The sequence below is a fragment of the Allosaccharopolyspora coralli genome, assembly GCF_009664835.1.
GTDB classification, from domain to species: Bacteria; Actinomycetota; Actinomycetes; order Mycobacteriales; family Pseudonocardiaceae; genus Allosaccharopolyspora; species Allosaccharopolyspora coralli.
This window is the reverse complement of the sequence record NZ_CP045929.1, coordinates 2,428,774-2,445,969: the sequence shown is the minus strand read 5'-3', so window position 1 is coordinate 2,445,969 and position 17,196 is coordinate 2,428,774. Positions and strand designations below refer to the sequence as shown.

The 17,196-nt window shown below is 70.4% G+C and carries 15 protein-coding genes; 7 read left to right on the top strand and 8 right to left on the bottom strand.

What is annotated here, in order from left to right:
- Nucleotides 1-6 precede the first annotated feature (6 nt).
- Nucleotides 7-873 carry a PaaX family transcriptional regulator gene (locus GIY23_RS11630; protein ID WP_187351850.1) on the bottom strand — a complete coding sequence of 289 codons (867 nt, stop codon included), beginning with the start codon at nt 871-873 and terminating at the stop codon, nt 7-9.
- A gap of 140 nt (nt 874-1,013) precedes the next feature.
- Here GIY23_RS11630 and GIY23_RS11625 point away from each other — a divergent pair, with 140 nt between their 5' ends.
- The 3 genes from GIY23_RS11625 to GIY23_RS11615 are packed head-to-tail and all read left to right on the top strand — an operon-like array spanning nt 1,014 to nt 6,298.
- Nucleotides 1,014-2,201, top strand: a complete 1,188-nt coding sequence (locus tag GIY23_RS11625; RefSeq protein WP_154076671.1) for an acyl-CoA dehydrogenase family protein — start codon at nt 1,014-1,016, stop codon at nt 2,199-2,201.
- Nucleotides 2,202-2,236: 35 nt separating this feature from the next.
- Nucleotides 2,237-3,844 (top strand): AMP-binding protein, encoded by a 1,608-nt coding sequence (locus GIY23_RS11620; RefSeq protein WP_154076670.1) that lies wholly within the window; start codon nt 2,237-2,239, stop codon nt 3,842-3,844.
- Between the two features lie 45 nt (nt 3,845-3,889).
- Nucleotides 3,890-6,298, top strand: a complete 2,409-nt coding sequence (locus GIY23_RS11615; protein ID WP_154076669.1) for a bifunctional salicylyl-CoA 5-hydroxylase/oxidoreductase — start codon at nt 3,890-3,892, stop codon at nt 6,296-6,298.
- Here the strand turns inward: GIY23_RS11615 and GIY23_RS11610 are convergent.
- On the bottom strand, nt 6,282-6,713 hold the full coding sequence (locus GIY23_RS11610; protein ID WP_154076668.1) for a universal stress protein: 432 nt from the start codon (nt 6,711-6,713) through the stop codon (nt 6,282-6,284). The two genes, GIY23_RS11615 and GIY23_RS11610, sit on opposite strands and share 17 nt — an antisense overlap.
- 186 nt (nt 6,714-6,899) lie before the next feature.
- Here GIY23_RS11610 and GIY23_RS11605 point away from each other — a divergent pair, with 186 nt between their 5' ends.
- From GIY23_RS11605 to GIY23_RS11590, 4 genes are all read left to right on the top strand, one after another.
- Nucleotides 6,900-8,069, top strand: a complete 1,170-nt coding sequence (locus GIY23_RS11605) for a S8 family peptidase (RefSeq protein WP_154076667.1) — start codon at nt 6,900-6,902, stop codon at nt 8,067-8,069.
- The gene (locus GIY23_RS11600; protein WP_154076666.1) at nt 8,066-8,308 is read left to right on the top strand and encodes a ketohydroxyglutarate aldolase; all 243 of its coding nucleotides are present in this window, start codon (nt 8,066-8,068) and stop codon (nt 8,306-8,308) included. Before GIY23_RS11605 ends, GIY23_RS11600 begins: the two co-directional genes overlap by 4 nt.
- A 143-nt stretch (nt 8,309-8,451) precedes the next feature.
- A complete protein-coding gene (locus tag GIY23_RS11595) occupies nt 8,452-8,784 on the top strand; it encodes a hypothetical protein (RefSeq protein WP_154076665.1) in 333 nt (110 codons plus the stop codon).
- 107 nt (nt 8,785-8,891) lie between these two features.
- Nucleotides 8,892-9,902, top strand: a complete 1,011-nt coding sequence (locus tag GIY23_RS11590; protein ID WP_154076664.1) for a DUF5914 domain-containing protein — start codon at nt 8,892-8,894, stop codon at nt 9,900-9,902.
- Here GIY23_RS11590 and GIY23_RS11585 read toward each other — a convergent pair.
- The 6 genes from GIY23_RS11585 to GIY23_RS11560 all read right to left on the bottom strand — a co-directional run bounded on the left by GIY23_RS11585 (nt 9,866) and on the right by GIY23_RS11560 (nt 17,033).
- Entirely contained in the window at nt 9,866-11,434 is a 1,569-nt protein-coding gene (locus tag GIY23_RS11585; protein ID WP_154076663.1) for an FAD-dependent oxidoreductase, read from the bottom strand. The two genes, GIY23_RS11590 and GIY23_RS11585, sit on opposite strands and share 37 nt — an antisense overlap.
- A gap of 70 nt (nt 11,435-11,504) precedes the next feature.
- The gene (locus GIY23_RS11580; protein WP_154076662.1) at nt 11,505-12,221 is read right to left on the bottom strand and encodes a class I SAM-dependent methyltransferase; all 717 of its coding nucleotides are present in this window, start codon (nt 12,219-12,221) and stop codon (nt 11,505-11,507) included.
- Between the two features lie 69 nt (nt 12,222-12,290).
- Entirely contained in the window at nt 12,291-13,244 is a 954-nt protein-coding gene (locus GIY23_RS11575) for a phytoene/squalene synthase family protein (RefSeq protein WP_154076661.1), read from the bottom strand.
- A gap of 285 nt (nt 13,245-13,529) precedes the next feature.
- The gene (locus tag GIY23_RS11570) at nt 13,530-14,231 is read right to left on the bottom strand and encodes a fasciclin domain-containing protein (protein ID WP_154076660.1); all 702 of its coding nucleotides are present in this window, start codon (nt 14,229-14,231) and stop codon (nt 13,530-13,532) included.
- A gap of 332 nt (nt 14,232-14,563) precedes the next feature.
- A complete protein-coding gene (locus GIY23_RS11565) occupies nt 14,564-16,138 on the bottom strand; it encodes a molybdopterin-dependent oxidoreductase (protein WP_154076659.1) in 1,575 nt (524 codons plus the stop codon).
- Between the two features lie 136 nt (nt 16,139-16,274).
- A complete protein-coding gene (locus GIY23_RS11560) occupies nt 16,275-17,033 on the bottom strand; it encodes a hypothetical protein (protein ID WP_154076658.1) in 759 nt (252 codons plus the stop codon).
- Between the last annotated feature and the right edge of the window lie 163 nt (nt 17,034-17,196).

Here is a 17,196-nt window from a genome sequence, read left to right as displayed (position 1 = left end):
CGTGGCTCAGCCGGTGACCACGGCGCGCACGTGGCGCAGCGCCGGTTCGCGCAAGCGCGCGTGCAGCTCGAAGAACACGCTCGCCGCGCGGCTACCGCGCCATCCCCGAGGCAGGAGCTCGGTGGGCAGGCCCGGGTCGAGATAGGGCATCCGGCGCCAAGCGTCGACGGCACGCAGGTGGTCGGCGAACGCGAGGTCGTCGGCCTCCGCACGGCGGCGTTTCCATCGGGTGAGCACCGGCTCGTGCACCTCGAGGAATGAGTCGTAGAGCTCCCGCAGACCGTCGAGGTCCCACCACTGTGCGACTGCGCTGGGCGTGTCGCCGCATCCGAGGTGGGTCGAGTGAAAGAGCGTCACGTACTCGGTGACCTCGAGCCGTTCGAGCGTGGCGCGCACGTCGTCGGTCAGGTGGGCGGGCGCGATCCACACGCCCGGCGCGATGGTCCCGAACCCGAGCCAGGTCAGGCGGGATCGTAGCTGGTGGCGCTTGTGTCGCTCGGATTCCGGCACGGAGAACACGACCGTCACCCACTCGTCGGTGGGGGCCGCGACTCGGCGGCTGAAGATGCGCCGGTCCCCCTCGGCGAGGACGCCCCTGGCGTGCTCGGAGAGCGTGTATCCGGCTGCGCCGCCGACGCGGCGCGCCTCGAGCAGCCCGCGTCGCTTCAAGCGCGAGACCGCCGAGCGTACGGCGGGGGAGTCCACGTCGAGTTCGCTCATGAGCCGCACGAGGTCGGCCACCGAGATCCAGCCGTCGAGTTCTCGGGCGTGGGAGCCGAAGAACGTGACGATCAGCGAGCGCGGACGCGGTCCTCCTGCTCGCTCGTCCCCGATCGCCTGCTCGCTTGTCGTCGGGTCGTCGGTGGTGGTCACGGCCGCACGATATCGAACAGGCCGGCCGGGTGGCGGGTCGGTCGCGGGACGCGGAGTTCTGCAGCGCGTATTGCTTCTGTTGCGCCCGTCACGGAAGCGCTACAGTGAGTCGAGTAGGCAGCAGCCCGGGAGGGAACCGGATGGGTCGCACGTCCGAAGCCGAGCAGCAGACGTTCGCCGCCGAGGTGCGCGAACGTGCCACTCAGGTCCTGTTGCCGCTCGTGCAGGCCGGGACGGACGGCCAGGTCAACCGGGATCTGGTGAAGGCTCTCGGCGATCTCGGCTATCTCGCGCGACTGTTCCCCGGCGTCGAGCCCCCTCGGGTGACCGGCAGGCCAGCTTCGGTCGAAACGTCCTCCGTCGAACTCTGTCTGCTCCGCGAATCCCTCGCCCGGGTGAGCACCGAAGCCGAGACGGCGCTGGCGCTGCAGGGGCTCGGCACGTACCCGGTTCTGCAAGCGGGCTCCCGCGAGCAACGGGACCGATGGGTCCCTGCGGTCGCGACGGGGGAGGCGGTCGCGGGGTTCGCGCTGACCGAACCGGACGCAGGGTCGGATGCGGCCAACGTGCGGCTCGCCGCGGAGGCCGACGGTGACGGGTGGCGGCTGTCGGGGGAAAAGCTGTGGATCTCGAACGCGCCGGAGGCCGACTTCTACTCCGTGTTCGCGCGCACCTCCGATGCGCCCGGCGCACGTGGGGTGAGCGCGTTCGTGGTCCCAGCCGACCGGCCCGGACTCGGCGGTGAACACCTCGACATGGTCTCGCCGCACCCGATCGGCCGGCTGACGTTCGATGGTGTGCCCGTCCGCCGGGACGAGCTGCTCGGCGAGCAGGAGCACGGCTTCCGGGTCGCCATGCGCACACTGGACCTCTTCCGCCCGAGTGTCGGGGCATTCGCCGTGGGCATGGCCCGAGCGGCTCTCGATGTGGCGGTCGAACACGCGTGCGGCCGCCACGCGTTCGGCGCACCACTCAAGGACATGCAGGCCGTCTCGCATCCGCTCGCGGAGATGGCCACGCGGATCGAGGCGGCTCGGCTGCTCGTGTACTCCGCCGCTCACGCTTACGACGACGGCGAGCCGGACATCGCGGCCCGGTCGGCGATGGCGAAAATGCTGGCGACCGAGACCGCCCAGTTCGCCGTCGACTCGGCGATCCAGATCCACGGTGCGCGGGCGCTGCAGCGTGGGCACCTGCTCGAACACCTGTACCGCGAAGTCCGCGCGCCACGGATCTACGAGGGTGCGACCGAGGTCCAGCGCTCGATCATCGCGAAGGAGCTGTACCGCACGAGAGGACACCGGAGCACCGCGGCCGGAGTGGCGTGACACTCCGCCGAGTGCGGGACGCAGGAGGTTGAGACATGGACCTGTCGCCGTCGGCGTACGTGGACACCTTCGCGCGGGACAACCTGCCGCCGGTGGATCAGTGGCCGGAGTTGACGGCGACGCTGCCGGAGCTGAGGTACCCGCAGAAGGTGAACTGTGCGGTGGAGTTGCTGGACCACACGGTCGAACGTCTCGGCAGACAGCGACGCTGCCTCGTCGGAACGGGCGGATCCTGGACGTACGGCGAGGTGCAGGACGAGGTCGACCGGGTGGCCCGGGTGCTCGTCGAGGACTTCGGTGTGGTGCCGGGGAATCGGGTGCTGTTGCGCGGGCCGAACTCGCCGTACCTCGTGGTGTGCTGGCTGGCGATCCTGAAAGCGGGCGGCGTCGTGGTGACCGTGCTTCCGGCTCTGCGCAGCGGAGAACTCGCGACCGTCGCCGAGCTGGCACGAGTGTCGCACGCGGTGTGCGACGCGCGGTTCGTCGAGGATCTCAACGCCGCCGAGGTCGAGGGTCTGCGCACCGTGACCTACGGCGGTGCGGCGGGCGACCTCGAAACCCGCTCTGCGGCGAAGGAAACCGGATTCCCGGCGGTGGAGACGGCAGCCGACGACGTGAGCCTCATCGCCTTCACGTCCGGGACAACCGGACGCCCGAAGGGATGCATGCACTTCCATCGCGACGTGCTCGCCATCGCGGACACGTTCTCCCGGCACGTGTTGCGGCCGGGTCCGGACGACGTGTTCGCGGGCAGCCCGCCGTTGGCTTTCACGTTCGGGCTCGGGGCGCTCGTGGTGTTCCCGATGCGTGTGGGTGCCGCGAGTGTCCTGCTGGAGAAGGCGACCGGAGACGCGTTGCTGGGCGCGATCCGCGAGCATCGGGTCAGCGTGCTGTTCACCGCCCCCACCGCGTATCGCGGGCTGCTCGGCGCGCTCGACCACGCCGACATCTCGTCGCTACGGCGATGCGTCTCCGCCGGTGAGCACCTGGACCCGGACACCTGGCGGGCATGGCATCGGGCGACGGGCATCGGGCTGATCGACGGGATCGGCGCGACCGAGATGTTGCACATCTTCATCTCCGCCGCCGACGAGTACGTCCGTCCCGGAGCCACCGGCGTACCGGTTCCCGGCTTCACGGCGTCGATCGTGGACGTCACCGGTGCGGCCGTGCCGGACGGCGAACCGGGGTTGCTCGCGGTGCGTGGTCCCGTCGGATGCAGGTACCTCGCCGACGAACGCCAGCGCGACTACGTGCGGAACGGGTGGAACCTGACCGGCGACACCTACGTTCGCGACGGCGACGGCTACTTCTGGTTCCGCTCCCGCGCCGACGACCTGATCGTCTCGGCCGGCTACAACATCGCCGCCGCCGAGGTCGAAGAGGCGGTTCTGCACTGGCCGGGCGTCGCCGAGACGGCGGTCGTCGGCGTACCGGATCCCGTCCGCGGACAGGCGGTCAAAGCCTTCGTGGTGCTGGACGACACGGTCCCGGTGACCGGCGAGACCGAAGCGGAGCTGCAGGAATTCGTCCGGAGCCGCATCGCCCCCTACAAGGCGCCGCGCGTCGTGGAGTTCATCGCTGCTCTCCCGCGTACCCCGACGGGCAAGGTGCAGCGGTTCAAGCTCCGCGACCAGGGCTGAGCACACGCGCCGGCACCCAGTCGTCGCCGGAGAGGAAGGAACCGGATGCGCATCGCATGCGTCGGTGGGGGGCCGGGCGGGTTGTACTTCGCCGCACTGATGCGGCAGCTCGACCCCCGCCACGAGATCACCGTGTGGGAACGCAACGCCGCCGACGACACCTTCGGTTTCGGTGTGGTGTTTTCCGACGAGACCCTCGGCGGCATCGAACACGCCGACGAGCAGATCCATCGGGCGATGTCGGCCGAGTTCGCGCGATGGGACGACATCGACGTCCACTACCGCGGCGAGGTCGTGACCTCTGGCGGTCACGGGTTCGCCGCCATGGACCGTCGACGGCTGTTGCGGATCCTGCAGCGACGCTGTGCCGAACTCGGCGTCGAAGTCCACTTCGGACACGAGGCGCCCGACGTCACGACGTTGTCGGCGGACCACGACCTGGTGGTGGCCGCTGACGGGGTCAACAGCGGGATCCGTCGAGCGTTCGCCGAGCACTTCGCGCCGGAGCTCGACGTGCGTCGGTGCAAGTTCATGTGGCTGGGTACCGACCTGGTCTTCGACGCGTTCAAGTTCTACGTCGTGCCCACGCCGTACGGAGTGATGCAGATCCACGGCTATCCGTACAACGATCGGTACAGCACGTTCATCGTCGAGATGCACGAGGACGTCTGGTGCGCCGCGGGTTTCGACACGCTCGCCGAGTCGGCGACGCGACCGGGCGAGAGCGACCTCAAGAGCATCGCGGTCTGCCAGGATCTGTTCGCGGACATCCTCCGCGGGCACGACCTCCTGCCGAACAATTCGCGGTGGATCAACTTCACCGCGGTTCGCAACGAGCATTGGACCCATGGCAACGTCGTGCTGCTCGGCGACGCCGCGCACACCGCGCACTTCTCCGTGGGTTCGGGGACGAAGCTGGCGATGGAGGACGCCCTCGCGCTCGCAGCGTGCTTGCACGAGCAGCCTGACGTGCCACGAGCGCTGGCATCTTACGAGGACGAACGTGGCCCGGTGGTCGCGAGCACCCAGCGCGCCGCACAGGCCAGCCTCGAATGGTTCGAGGATCTCGGCCGGTACGTCGACCAGGAACCGTGGCAGTTCGCGTTCAACCTCCTCACCCGCAGCAGGAGGGTCACCCACGACAATCTCCGGATGCGGGACCCGGAGTTCTCGGCGTGGGTGGACGAACGGTTCGCCGAGCACGAGCATCGGCGGGGAGTCAGCCCGCTACCCGGGGAAGACGCGCGGGACAGCGGACCGGCGCCGGTGCCTCCGATGTTCACGGGATTCCGCCTGCGGGAGACCGAGCTGGTCAACCGGGTCGTGGTCTCCGCGATGGACATGTACTCCTCCGAGGACGGCGTACCCGGCGACTTTCACCTCGTGCACCTCGGCGGCAAGGCGCTCGGCGGTGCCGGACTGGTGATGACCGAGATGGTCTGCGTCGCAGAGGACGCGCGGATCACGCCGGGCTGTGCCGGTCTCTACACCGGTGGTCAGGCCGACGCGTGGCGGCGCGTGACCGACTTCGTCCACGCCTGGTCGGATGCGAAGATCGGCGTGCAACTGGGCCACGCGGGGCGCAAGGGCTCGACGAAACTCATGTGGGAAGGGATCGACCAGCCGCTGGAGGACGGGAACTGGCCGGTGGTCGCCCCGTCGCCGGTGCCGTACCGGGTCGGGGTGAATCAGGTGCCCCGGGAAGTGACTCGACGTGACCTCACGGCGATCCGGGAACAGTTCGTCACCGCGGCGGGTCGCGCCGAAGCGGCGGGATTCGACCTCCTGGAACTGCACTGCGCGCACGGCTACCTGCTGTCGAGCTTTCTCTCACCGTTGACGAACCGGCGTGACGACGCCTACGGAGGCTCTCCGGAGAACCGGTTGCGGTTCCCGCTGGAGGTCTTCGACGCGGTGCGCGAGGTGTGGCCAGAGCACAAGCCGATGACGGTGCGGGTCTCGGCAACCGACTGGGCCGACGGGGGCATCACCGGCGACGACGCCGTGCACATCGCGGCGGCCTTCGCCGCGCACGGCGCGGACGCGCTCGACGTCTCCACCGGACAGGTGGTGGCCGACGAGCATCCCGCGTTCGGCCGCAGCTACCAGACCCCGTTCGCGGACCGGATCCGCAACGAGGTCGGGATCGCGACGGTCGCGGTCGGGGCGATCTCTTCCTACGACGACGTGAACTCGATCCTGCTGGCCGGTCGCGCGGACCTGTGCGCGCTCGGGCGCCCGCATCTGCACGATCCGCAGTGGACACTGCACGCCGCCGCCGACCAGGACCACCACGGGCGTGGTGTGCGCTGGCCGGAGCCGTTCCAGGCGGGCAGCCGACCACCACGGACCGGCCGTACGGACGAGACCCGGCCACGATTGGAACTGGTCCGCGAGGGAGCGAGCACAACCCGGCACGAGCGGTGGCGTCCGGGAGTCAGCCCCGGAGGATGACCACCGGGCAGCCCGCGTGGTGAACGCACTTGTGACTCACCGAGCCGAGCAGGGCGCCGACGAAACCGCCGTGGCCCCGGCTGCCGAGCACCAGCAGTTCCGCACCCTTGCACGCTTCCAGCATCACCTGTGCGGCGTGCCCGTGTCGTACCTCGCGGTGCACGGTGATGTGGCGGTGCTCGTCGGTGACGGTCTCGTCGACGGCGCGGTGCAGGTTCTCGTGCGCGGCGTCCTCGAACTCCTCGGGCGGCATCGTGCCGCCTTCCCAGCTGTAGAACGCCGGGAACTCCCAGGCGATCACCGCGGTCACGGAGGCTCCGGTCAACGAGGCCTGACCGAGTGCCCACGAGAGCGCGGATCGCGACGAGGGCGAACCGTCGACGCCGACGACGATGGTGTTCTGCGGTGCCGCCATGGCTGCCCCTCCCGTCTCGACGGGGTCGCCCGTCCTCGTGCGCTCCCGCGCGAGCGTGTTGCGCACTCCGGGTGATTCGCGATCACCACCCGCGCGGTCGCTTGTTCCCCGAGTGTGACGGACGTTACACCTGAGGTGTTCACACCATAGCGCCGAGATGGCGCGCGATCGAGGGGGACAGCCATCATGACCGGACCCGGCCAGGACATCGGACGCTACCTCGTGCTCTTCGACGACGACGCCGAGCAGGACGGAATCGACGAACTCACCAGACTCACCGGGATCCGCGCGGCCAGCACGCGCGACGCGGGCGGTGCCTCGGTCGCCGAGATGTTCGCGTCGTCCGACGGCGTCGTGCTGCACGAACTCGGGCTCGCGATGATCAACGCCGGCCCGGACCAGGCCCGCAGCCTCACCGACGTGGCGCTCGCGGGCGGGCCGATCGCGGCCTTCGAGCCCGACCGCACGGTGTACGCCCTCGCCGCCGAACCGGCGCCCGATCCTGGCGCCGGGCAACTCACCTGGGGACTGCGGGCCGTGGGCGCCGACCAGAGTGACGCGACAGGAACAGGTGTCCGCGTGGCGGTACTGGACACCGGCTTCGACGCGGGCCACCCGGACTTCGCCGGCCGCGAGGTGGTCACGGCCTCCTTCGTCGACGGTGAGGACGCCCAGGACGGACACGGCCACGGCACGCACTGCATCGGCACCGCGTGTGGGCCCAGAGACCCGGCCGCAGGCGGCCCCGGGTACGGCGTCGCGACGGGCGCGGCGATCTACGCGGGGAAGGTCCTCGGCAACGAGGGCTCCGGAACCGACAGCGGCATCCTGGAAGGGATCCAGTGGGCGATCACCCAGCAGTGCCCGGTCGTGTCGATGTCGCTGGGCGCGGCGACCCAGCCCGGCCAGCCGTTCTCGCAAGCATTCGAGCGGGTCGCGGCCCGTGCGATGGCGCGCGGCACGCTGATCGTGGCGGCGGCGGGGAACGAGAGCAGCCGCGATGCGGGCAGCATCGCCCCGGTCGGGCACCCGGCGAACTGCCCGTCGATCATGGCGATCGCTGCGGTCGACGAGTCCGGCGGCGTCGCCGACTTCTCCAGCGGCACCGTCGACCGGATCGGGCAGGTCGACCTCGCCGCCCCCGGTGTCGACGTGCACTCCAGCTGGCCGGGCGGCGGCCACCGGACCCTCAGCGGCACCAGCATGGCGACGCCGCACGTCGCCGGTGTGGCCGCGCTGGTCGCCGAACGTCACCAGGCGCGGGCGTGGGGACTCTGGGCGCGGCTCGCACAGTCGTCCCACCGGATGCCACTGCCCTCCACGGATGTCGGTGGGGGAATGGTGTTCGCGCCGTGACCGACGACGTCGCGGTCGTCGTGGTGCTCGACGACGACCACCTCGGCGCCGAGACGGACGTCGTCGAGCAGCTGGCCTCGGCCGGGTTCGTCACCGAGCGTGTCCAGCACGACCTGGGAACGGTGACCGGCACGGTCGCGCGCGCCTCCGTGCGCTCGCTCGAGTCGATACCCGGCGTCGCCGCGGTGGAACAGCAGCGGACTCCGGGTGTGCCGCCTCCCGATGCCGACGTGCAGTAGGCCGTCGGCGCTGCCCGGGGCTTTCCGGTCCCGGGCAGCGCCGTAAGACTCGGCGCCGTCGGCCCCTCTCTTCTGGTGAGGGCTGCGTCCGGCAGCCCGCGATGCCGCACGAGCAGAGGCGGTCGGAGGGGATTGGGGAGCACATGGACGGCACACGCGTCGCGTCCGCGTGGCAGCACATCACCGGAGCCGCCGAGATCATCGCCCAGGAGGCACGCAGTGTCGAGGCGCTGGAGCCGCAGCGGAGCCGGCACCCCGAGACCGAGGAGCTCGAGGCCGCCCGGGACGCGCTGCTGGCTCTGACCTCGGCGAGCCACCGACTCGCCCGGTTGCTGGACGCCCTGGCCGTCGAGTACGCCCGTCCCGGACCGGTCCCGAGCGCGTCGCACGTCGCGCTCGACCAGGCCGCCGCCGCTGCCGAGGACCTCGGTTCCTGCACGCGGGTGGCCGCGCACGCCATCGTCGACCTCGACTGAGCGCGAGAAGAGCGCGTGAGCCTTTTTGGTGGTCATAGCAACCAAAAAGACTCACGCTGGGACGGTATGCTCGCCTGGCCAATATCAGCATCGTCAGGGAGGTCTTGGTGCGGAGTTCGGAGTCCCCCGCAGGGCGACCCCTCCGACGCGGCCTGCCGGTGCGTCGTGTCCGCCGACCGCGATGGGCCGACCAGCCCGGCACCTGGCGGGAAGCCTCACCGGACCTCATCGACGCGGCGCTGCGCCGTGCCACGGCGCGGCCGTCCGGGAACTGGTTCGTCCTGGCCGCCAGCAGCGAGATCCCCCGCGAGCGGCCGTTCGGCCGCACCGTCGCCGGGGTCGAACTGGTCGCCTGGCGCAACAGTGAGGGCGTTCTGCGAGTCGGGCCCGGCGCGTGTCCGCACCTCGGAGCGCCGCTCGCGCAGGCCAGGGTGCAGTGCGGGCAGCTCGTGTGCCGGTGGCACGGGATGCGCTTGGACGAGACGACCCGCGGCCGCTGGGCGCCCTTCCCCGCGCACGACGACGGGGTGCTGGCGTGGGTCCGGCTCGATCGCGTGGGTGGGGAGTCACCCCGACAACGACCGGTGCTGCCCCCGCGACCACCGTTGGACGAGAGCATCGCGGCCGTGGCGAGCATGCCCGGCCGGTGCGAGCCGCAGGACGTGGTGGCCAACCGGCTCGACCCGTGGCACGGCTCGTGGTTCCACCCGTATTCGTTCATGAACCTGCGAGTGGCCGACGCGCCGTCGGTGGTGGCGAGCGAGGACGACGATCACTTCGACGTGGACGTCACGTTCCGGCTCGCCGGAAGTGTCGGTGTCCCGGTGCGCGCGCGATTCACCGCCCCGGAGCCGCGGACGGTCGCGATGCACATCCTCGACGGCGAAGGTGCGGGCAGCGTGGTGGAAACCCACGCCACCCCGCTCGGCCGGGATCGGCACGGGCGAGCCCTGACCGCGGTGATCGAGGCGACCGTGGCGCACTCGGACCGTCCGGGATTCCGTGCCTCGACCGCCGTGGCTCCGGCGGTGCGGCCGGTGATGCGCTGGGCCGCGCGGCGGTTGTGGCGAGACGATCTCGCCTACGCCGAACGCCGGTACTCGTTGCGCCACCGCTGAGAACGCAGGATCGGGAATCGACCGCTCACCGGCACGGTCCACAGGTCGTGGCCCTGGATACCCCACCGTCCGAGCACCGTGGTGGCGGCGTGCATGCCGGTCGCGGCGGCACGTTCCATGAGTGCGACGGGCAGGTCGATGCGCACGTGGTCGCCGGCGAGCGCGAGCCCCGGTACCGGCGTGCGCACCGACGGACGACCGGCGAAACCTCCGGGCGGGAAAAGGGGACAGTCCGAGGCGAGCACGTGCCGCTGGTCCACGATCGAGGACTCGGCGACTTCGGGATAGACACGCCGGACGTCCTGGAACAGGCGAGCGACGAGTGTGTCGCGGTCTTCGCTCGGGTCCAGGGCATAGGCGTGTGCTTCCACAACGGAGCCGCCGGTGCGTGCGGACCAGCGCGCCGCGCCGCCGTCGAACCGGTCCAGGACGCTGACGTTGTCGACGAGCGGGTAGCCGCCGGTCGCGAGGAAGGGCGCACGGTCGGGCCGGACCGGCCGATCGAGCCACCACCGTGCGACGAGGAACTCCGGTGCCTTCGGCAGCGCCTCGACCCGTGAGCGCCACCCGGTGTCGCCGAGAACGGGGGAGTGGCGGACGATCTGACGGAGCCCGTCGACCTCGCATGCCAGCACCACCCCGTCGACGTCGAGCCGGTGATCGGTGCAGTGCACCGTGAATCGGCGCTGATGGCGCTGCACGGCCATCACGGCGCTGCCGGTCCGCAACTCGACGTCGTGCAGCGCAAGGTGGTCGAGCAACGGCTGCCACAGTGAGACAGGAAAGCTCTCCCGGGGGACGTCGAACAGGAGTCCTTCGCTGGAACCGACGAAGTACAGGTGGAACATCGTCGCCAGCTCGGCCGCTGACAGATCCTGTGGTGCGGCGAAGAAGCTGCGGGAGAACACGGAGAAGGCGAGGCGCTTCGCCGCGTCGGGAAAACGGATCCCGTCCAGGAACTCGCGGGCGTCGACAGCGTCCAGCCGGTGATAGATCTCCGGAACGCTCACCTGCGCGAGCGGCAGCGCGGCGCGATGGTCGAGCCGCGCGACGTCCCCGGATCCGAAGGTGGGGCTGCGCGCAGCGAACGCGAAGGCGTTCCATGGGGGTGTGCGCGGCAGGCCCGCGAACGTGTCCCGGTGGCCGTCACGGTGTTGGAGCGGGTAGTCACCGAGCGGGTCCAGCGCGGTGAGCTCGGGATCGCCACGCCGGAGTAGGTCGCGCAGCGTGTAGTACTGCCGGAAGAACGCGTGGAACCCGCGGTTCATGGACACGGTCGAGCCGTCGCGCAGCGTCGTGTCCCACCCGGCGAGCCGGCCGCCGACCTGGCTCTCGCGCTCGAGCAACGTCACTCGCACGCCACGTTCGGCCAGCCCGGTCGCCGCGGAGAGTCCCGCGATGCCCGCGCCGACGACCGCCACGTGCGGACGACGCGGCAGATGGTCGGTGCTCAGATGCCCCGGCCGCGCGCGGTGCAGCACGGCGCGACGGTCCCGTCCCGGGCGTGCGGTCACGCCGCGGGCCGCGCTCACCGGAATCCCACGATCACGGCACCTCCACGGTCACCCGACGTCGCGCTGGCCGAACCTCACGGCCACAGCGTCACGCGCGACGGCCGAAGAAGCTGTGCACGATGCCATGTTGCCAGCCGCGAACCGATTCCGATCGGACCTGCTTGAACCCCGCGTGGCGCAGGCGGCTTCGCAGCGTGCTCGGGGGGTCGAAGTCGAGGACGCTGCGCCGCAGGTACCGGAACAGCTCCGGGCGTCGGGTCGCGATCGTGGCGGCGGGGACGATCACGGCCGCACACACGATCGTCCACACCGTCCGCGCCCACCGGTTCTGCAGCGAGTATTCGTGCACGACCAGGGGAGCGCCCGGCCGGAGGCGGGACCGCAGCGTCCCGAGCGCCTCGTCCACGTCGTCGAGGTTGCGCACGAGGTAGGCGGCCAAGACGCCGTCGAAGTCACCCTCGACCGGACAGTGACCCTCGGCACTGTCGAGCTCATCGAACGAGCACTGCACGAACCGGACCGTCGACGGCCACGACTTACGCCGGGCGCGGGCGAGCATCTCGGCCGAGGCGTCGAAGGCGACGATCTCCGCGGCGGGCGCGACCTCGAGCAGCGCGCGGGTGGAGGCGCCGGTGCCGCACCCGGCGTCGAGCAGCCGGAGCCCGCGTCCGCCGTCCGGCAGACCGAGCCGGCGTGCCGAGAGCGCGAGATGACGGTGGTAACCGGGATTGACACTGGTCAAACGGTCGTATGCGCGGGCGGTGGCGTCGAATTCGGTGAGCACGCGCGTGCGATCGTGCGGCATCGGGTTCCTTCCCGGTTTCTCGTCGGGACACTGTCACACGGGTGCATGGTCACACCGGTGCAGGAGCGGTCACCCGCGTAGGCGCGCACGTGCCCGTGCTGTGGCGGCCGAAGTCGCGCCCCGCAAGGCCACTTCGGACCGACGCGCCGTCGGGACCGAGACGCGGCGCCGGAAGACGTCGTAGCCCGACTCCACCACGCGGTCGACGATCTCGCCGTACAGGATCAGTGCCGTGTGCACACAGGGTCGCGAGACCGGGGCGAGCAACGCCACTCCGGGCTCGGCCGCGCGGTACACGGCGCGAATGCGGGCGGTTTGGTCGGCGAGTGCCCGTCGCACCGCGCGATCGGGTGCGCCGCGCCGGTGGCACCAGAGCAGACGCTCGCGGTCGACGTCGAACGCGGCGAGTTCGTCGGAGGGAAAGTACACCCGGCCGCGTTGCAGGTCCTCGCCCACGTCGCGGAGGAAGTTGGTCAGCTGGAAGGCTCGGCCGAGCGCTGCTGCGTACGGGGCCGCTTCCTCGTCGGGAACCGACGTGCCGAGCACCGGTAACACCTGCAGGCCGATGACCTCGGCCGAACCGTGCACGTAGGACTCCAGCTCGGCACGCGTCGGGTAATCCGTGGTGTGCAGGTCCATCCGCATGGAGGCGAGGAACGCCCGGAACAGGCGCTCTTTCAGGTCGTACCGGCGCGCCGTGTCGACGACGGCACTCAGCACTGGATGACGCACCAGGCCCGCACGCAGGCCGGTGAGCAACACACGCTCCAGCGCGTCGATCTCGGCGGCCCTGGAACCCGTGCTGCGTCGAGGGTCGAGGTCGTCGACGATGTCGTCGACCCACCGCGCGAAGCCGTACAGGGCGTGGATCCCGGGACGCTGTGCGGGCGTGAGGAGTTTACTGGCGAGATAGTAGGTCTTGCCGTGAGCGGCATGCAGGTCCCGGCAGCGCCGGTAGGCCTCACTCAACGCCGGGTCGCGGTTCTGTTCTGCGGTCCGGCTCGTGTCGGTGTCGAACGGCATCCTCAGGCTCCCGGTCGGGGCACGGCAATCCCGACACACCCACCATCCTCGTCCTCGACGCCACCCGCTACCAGAGGCGGCCGATCTCAGGTCGCGACCTTCGCCACGTCGACCCTGTCTCGCCGGCCGCGAGATGAGGACCCGCTGGTGAGTCCAAGGCGGAAACCCGATCTGTGCCGGACACGCCCGTGATCCTCGTGCGACAAGGAAGCGGGGCGGGACGTCATACGCCCCGCCCCGCTGTCCGGGAGCCCGATGCACGAGTGGGTGCACCGCGGTGTTCGCTCACATTTCCGGCATCAGCACCTGGTCGATGACGAAAACCGTGGCGTTGGCGGTCGGCACGTTGCCGCACAGCACGTTCGCGCCGTTGACGGTCATTGCCTCGCCTTCGCCCTCGGCCATCAGCTGTCCACCCTGGACGGTCTCGAGGCTGCCGGCCTGGGCGACTTCCTCGGCGGTCATCCGCTTCGGCACGACGTGGTAGGTGAGAACGTCGGAGAGTTGTTGCTGCTGGGCCGGGTCGTTGAGCAGTGCGTCGAGCTGTTCCGGCGGGAGCTCGTCGAACGCGGGGTCGGCAGGTGCGAAAACGGTGTACTCGGCGTCGGTCTGGTTCAACGTGTCGCCGAGACCGGCCGCGCCGACCGCCGCGGTGAGCTTCGTCAGCAGCGGGTTGTTGCCCGCGGCGGTGCCCACCGGGTCGTCGATCATGCCTTGCACCGAGCCCTCACCGTCCGTGGGGACCTGAGCGCAGCCAGGGCCGTAGACGTCCTCGGCCGTGGTGACGCCGCCACCGGGGGCCATGTCGCCCTGCTCGGGTGGAGCCTGCTGCTCGTTCTGCTGCTCGGAGGCGGGCGCCTGCTCCTGGGCGGCCGCGTCTTCCTGGGCCGGCGCAGCGTCCTCCTGGGCGCCGCCGCACGCGGACAGCAGCAGCCCGAGCGTCGCCGCCGAGGCGATGGCGGTGACGCGACGTCGATAGGTCCTCATCGGTGTTCCTCTCGCTTGCATTGCCGTGCAGACACCGGATATTCGGTGACGATCATTTGGGTGATTGGTCGGAAATGCGAAGTTTTGGGAGATGAGGCCGGAATTGGCGACTCAGAGTGCATTGGGGAACTGTCCTTGGTGCCCCCAGGGCACGCCTCATACGTGCCCAGCCGCTGCACAGTGAGGGGCTCCGGCGTTCGGAGTTCGTGCCTCGCAAGGCAGGGGTTCTCGCCGCGTACGCGTGGTACTCAAGAGGACCCCAACGCCGCGAGGCGCGAACTGGGGCGGCGGTACCGGGCCACCGACCCCAGTTCCGAAAAGCGCTCTGAGACTCAGGTCGCGGTCACGAACACGGAGTGCCAGCCGGTGGCTCCGTCGGGAATCACACCGACACGCTCCGGTGTCTGGGTGTAGCCGCTGCGGTCCGTGGCACGGCATTCCAGCGTGTGCCCGCCCGGAGCGAGGTCGAGTTCGACCCGCCACATCCGCCACGTGTCCGTATTGACCTCAGTGGACAGTTGCGCCTGCTGCCAGGGCCCACCGTCGGCACGGACCTCGACGCGGTCGATGCCGGTGTGCTGGGCCCATGCGATTCCCGCGACGGTGGTGCGCCCTGCGGGAAGCTGATCGAATCCGCCCGGACTGTCGATCCGCGACTGGGTCTTGATCGGCGCACGCTCCGCCCAGCCGCGTTCCTCCCAGTAGGTCTGCTTGTCGAAAGTCGTCAGCTCGAGATCCACGACCCACTTCGTCGCCGAGACGAACCCGTAGAGACCGGGCACGACCATTCGTACGGGAAACCCGTGCTGTGCGGGCAAGGGTTCGTCGTTCATCCCGATGGCCAGCAGCGCGTCCCGGTTCGGGTCGGTGAGCACCTCGACAGGCGTGCCTGCCGTGTAGCCGTCCTCGCTGGTGCTGAACACCTGCTCGGCGCCCGCGCGGACACCCGCCTCGGCCAGAACGTCGCGGATCGGCACGCCGACGAAGTTCGCGGTGGAGATGTAGGGGCCACCGACTTCGTTGGACACACACGTCATGGTGATGGTGCGTTCGACGACGTTGCGAGCCTTGAGGTCCTCGTAGCCGAGCGTGAGTTCGCGGTCGACCATCCCGTGCACCCGCAACTGCCAGTCCTCGGGACGGATCTGCGGAACACTCAACGCCGTGTCGATGCGGTAGAAGTCCGCGTTGGGCGTGATGAAGGTCGGGGTGCCGACACGGGCGAAATCCGCGCCCTGCGGGATCTTCGGGGCGGGACGCGCGTTGCGCGGCGGTGCCAGTGCCTGCCGGGACGCCTCGACGCCACCCTGCCGGGAGAGGAGCTGGCCACCGAGCCCGGCGACTCCCGCTCCGGCGGCTACGGCCGCCGTGGAGACGAGGACCCGTCGCCGCCCCTGGTGAGTGGAGTCCTCCCCGGCGTCCGGGCCGGAGTCGGCGCCGTTCGGTGCGGCGGTGGCGCGCAATGCCACGGAGTGCAGCCAGGAGAAGGCCCCTGCACCGGCGAACGCGGCGACGGCGGACGGCAGCACGCCGAGCACGCCGAGATCGGGACGCCAGAGGGCGGCGGCCACGCCGATGACACCGAACAAGCCGATGACGACGGTTCCGGGTCGTGGGCTGCGCCGGGAGAGGAGTCCGGCGAGCACGGCGACGAGCGCGATGACGACCGCCATGCCGACCAGCAGCGCGACCTTGTCGGACTCGCCGAAGGTGCGGATGGCGAACGCCTTGACGGGTTCGGGCGTGAAGTCGATCGCGGTGTTGCCGACGGCGAGATACGGCGAGGAGTTCGGCTGGATCAAGGCTGCGACAAGGTGGCCGACGGCCAGCGCGAATGCCGCCGCGAGCAGCCCGATCAGACCGGCCACACTGCGCCGGAGCACTGGACCTGCGGGCGTGTCGTTCATACCGGGTATTCGGAGCGGACGACCCTGGCGACGGGTGGCCACCACGACGTCAGAAAACACCTGGGAACTGGGGTGGGTGGTCCAGGGCCGTCGCCCAGTTCGCGGGCACATGCCAGTTCCTCAGGCAGGACGACCGTCAGGCGGAAGAACCGTCGGGTGGGCGGTTGGCGGCTCGGTCCGGCGTGCGGAGCACCGCGTGCGCCGGTGTCGTCGGTGACGGCACCGGCGTGAGCGCAGGGCACGGCCGTTCCCACTCCGCGATTGCCTCGTCGAGGCCGTCCACGAGCACGACACCCAGGGTCTCGGCGACGGGCCCGCTGACCAGTTCGATCCGGAATCGGTTCGCGCGCGTTCGAATCTCACTCGTCGGCCCGCCCGCTTCGATGGTGGCGAGTAGGCGCTCGGCGAGGGTGCGCAGTGGTGCGCACTGTTCCTGATCACGACGAACACTGGGCAGGGTGAGCAGCAGGACCCGCGCGACGCGAGCGAGCCCGGCGGTGGGCGGCTCCGTGCGGGGTACGGGAATGCGAACGGCGGGCGGGGCCGGCCCGAGCACCGGCGGTCCGAGCGCTCCGGCGCTGTCGAGCACTGTGACGCGCATGGACGCGTGCTCCTGCCAGGCCCGGACGTCGCCGTCGAATTGACCGGCGCAGATCAGGCCGGCTCCGGTGAGGCCGACGCGTTCGGGCAACCCGTCGACGACGGTGCCGCTCGTGGCGACCAGGTTATGCCCGAGCAGCCGTGTGAGGACCCGATGCAGTTCGTCGCCGGTGACGACGACCCCGTCGACGGTCGCGTCTGCGCCCCGCAGGAAACCGTCGATGGAGGGCCGGAACCGGGGATTCACGTAGAGGAAGCGGAGGAAGGCGCGGGTGACGTCGTCGGGTCGGGACACGATCGCCGCCCTCCTTGGTCCCCGCGTCGATGGTTCCCGTCTCGTGCGGGAGCGGGGCGTCGCGCCGGTGCGGTCTCGCCGTTCGCGGCCCTCATTAAGCGCCGAGGCGGACCGAGAGGGAAGGCCCGTGCGCGCGCCGTGTCCCCGAAAGTGTGAGTCGACG

Bases quoted from the DNA above. Each gene is read 5' to 3' on its own strand.
- GIY23_RS11620 (WP_154076670.1), top strand. From the start codon at position 2,237: ATGGACCTGTCGCCGTCGGCGTACGTGGACACCTTCGCGCGGGACAAC.
- GIY23_RS11575 (WP_154076661.1), bottom strand. From the start codon at position 13,244: ATGCCGTTCGACACCGACACGAGCCGGACCGCAGAACAGAACCGCGAC.
- GIY23_RS11570 (WP_154076660.1), bottom strand. From the start codon at position 14,231: ATGAGGACCTATCGACGTCGCGTCACCGCCATCGCCTCGGCGGCGACG.
- GIY23_RS11625 (WP_154076671.1), top strand. From the start codon at position 1,014: ATGGGTCGCACGTCCGAAGCCGAGCAGCAGACGTTCGCCGCCGAGGTG.
- GIY23_RS11565 (WP_154076659.1), bottom strand. From the start codon at position 16,138: ATGAACGACACGCCCGCAGGTCCAGTGCTCCGGCGCAGTGTGGCCGGT.
- GIY23_RS11615 (WP_154076669.1), top strand. From the start codon at position 3,890: ATGCGCATCGCATGCGTCGGTGGGGGGCCGGGCGGGTTGTACTTCGCC.
- GIY23_RS11580 (WP_154076662.1), bottom strand. From the start codon at position 12,221: ATGCCGCACGATCGCACGCGCGTGCTCACCGAATTCGACGCCACCGCC.
- GIY23_RS11595 (WP_154076665.1), top strand. From the start codon at position 8,452: ATGGACGGCACACGCGTCGCGTCCGCGTGGCAGCACATCACCGGAGCC.
- GIY23_RS11610 (WP_154076668.1), bottom strand. From the start codon at position 6,713: ATGGCGGCACCGCAGAACACCATCGTCGTCGGCGTCGACGGTTCGCCC.
- GIY23_RS11605 (WP_154076667.1), top strand. From the start codon at position 6,900: ATGACCGGACCCGGCCAGGACATCGGACGCTACCTCGTGCTCTTCGAC.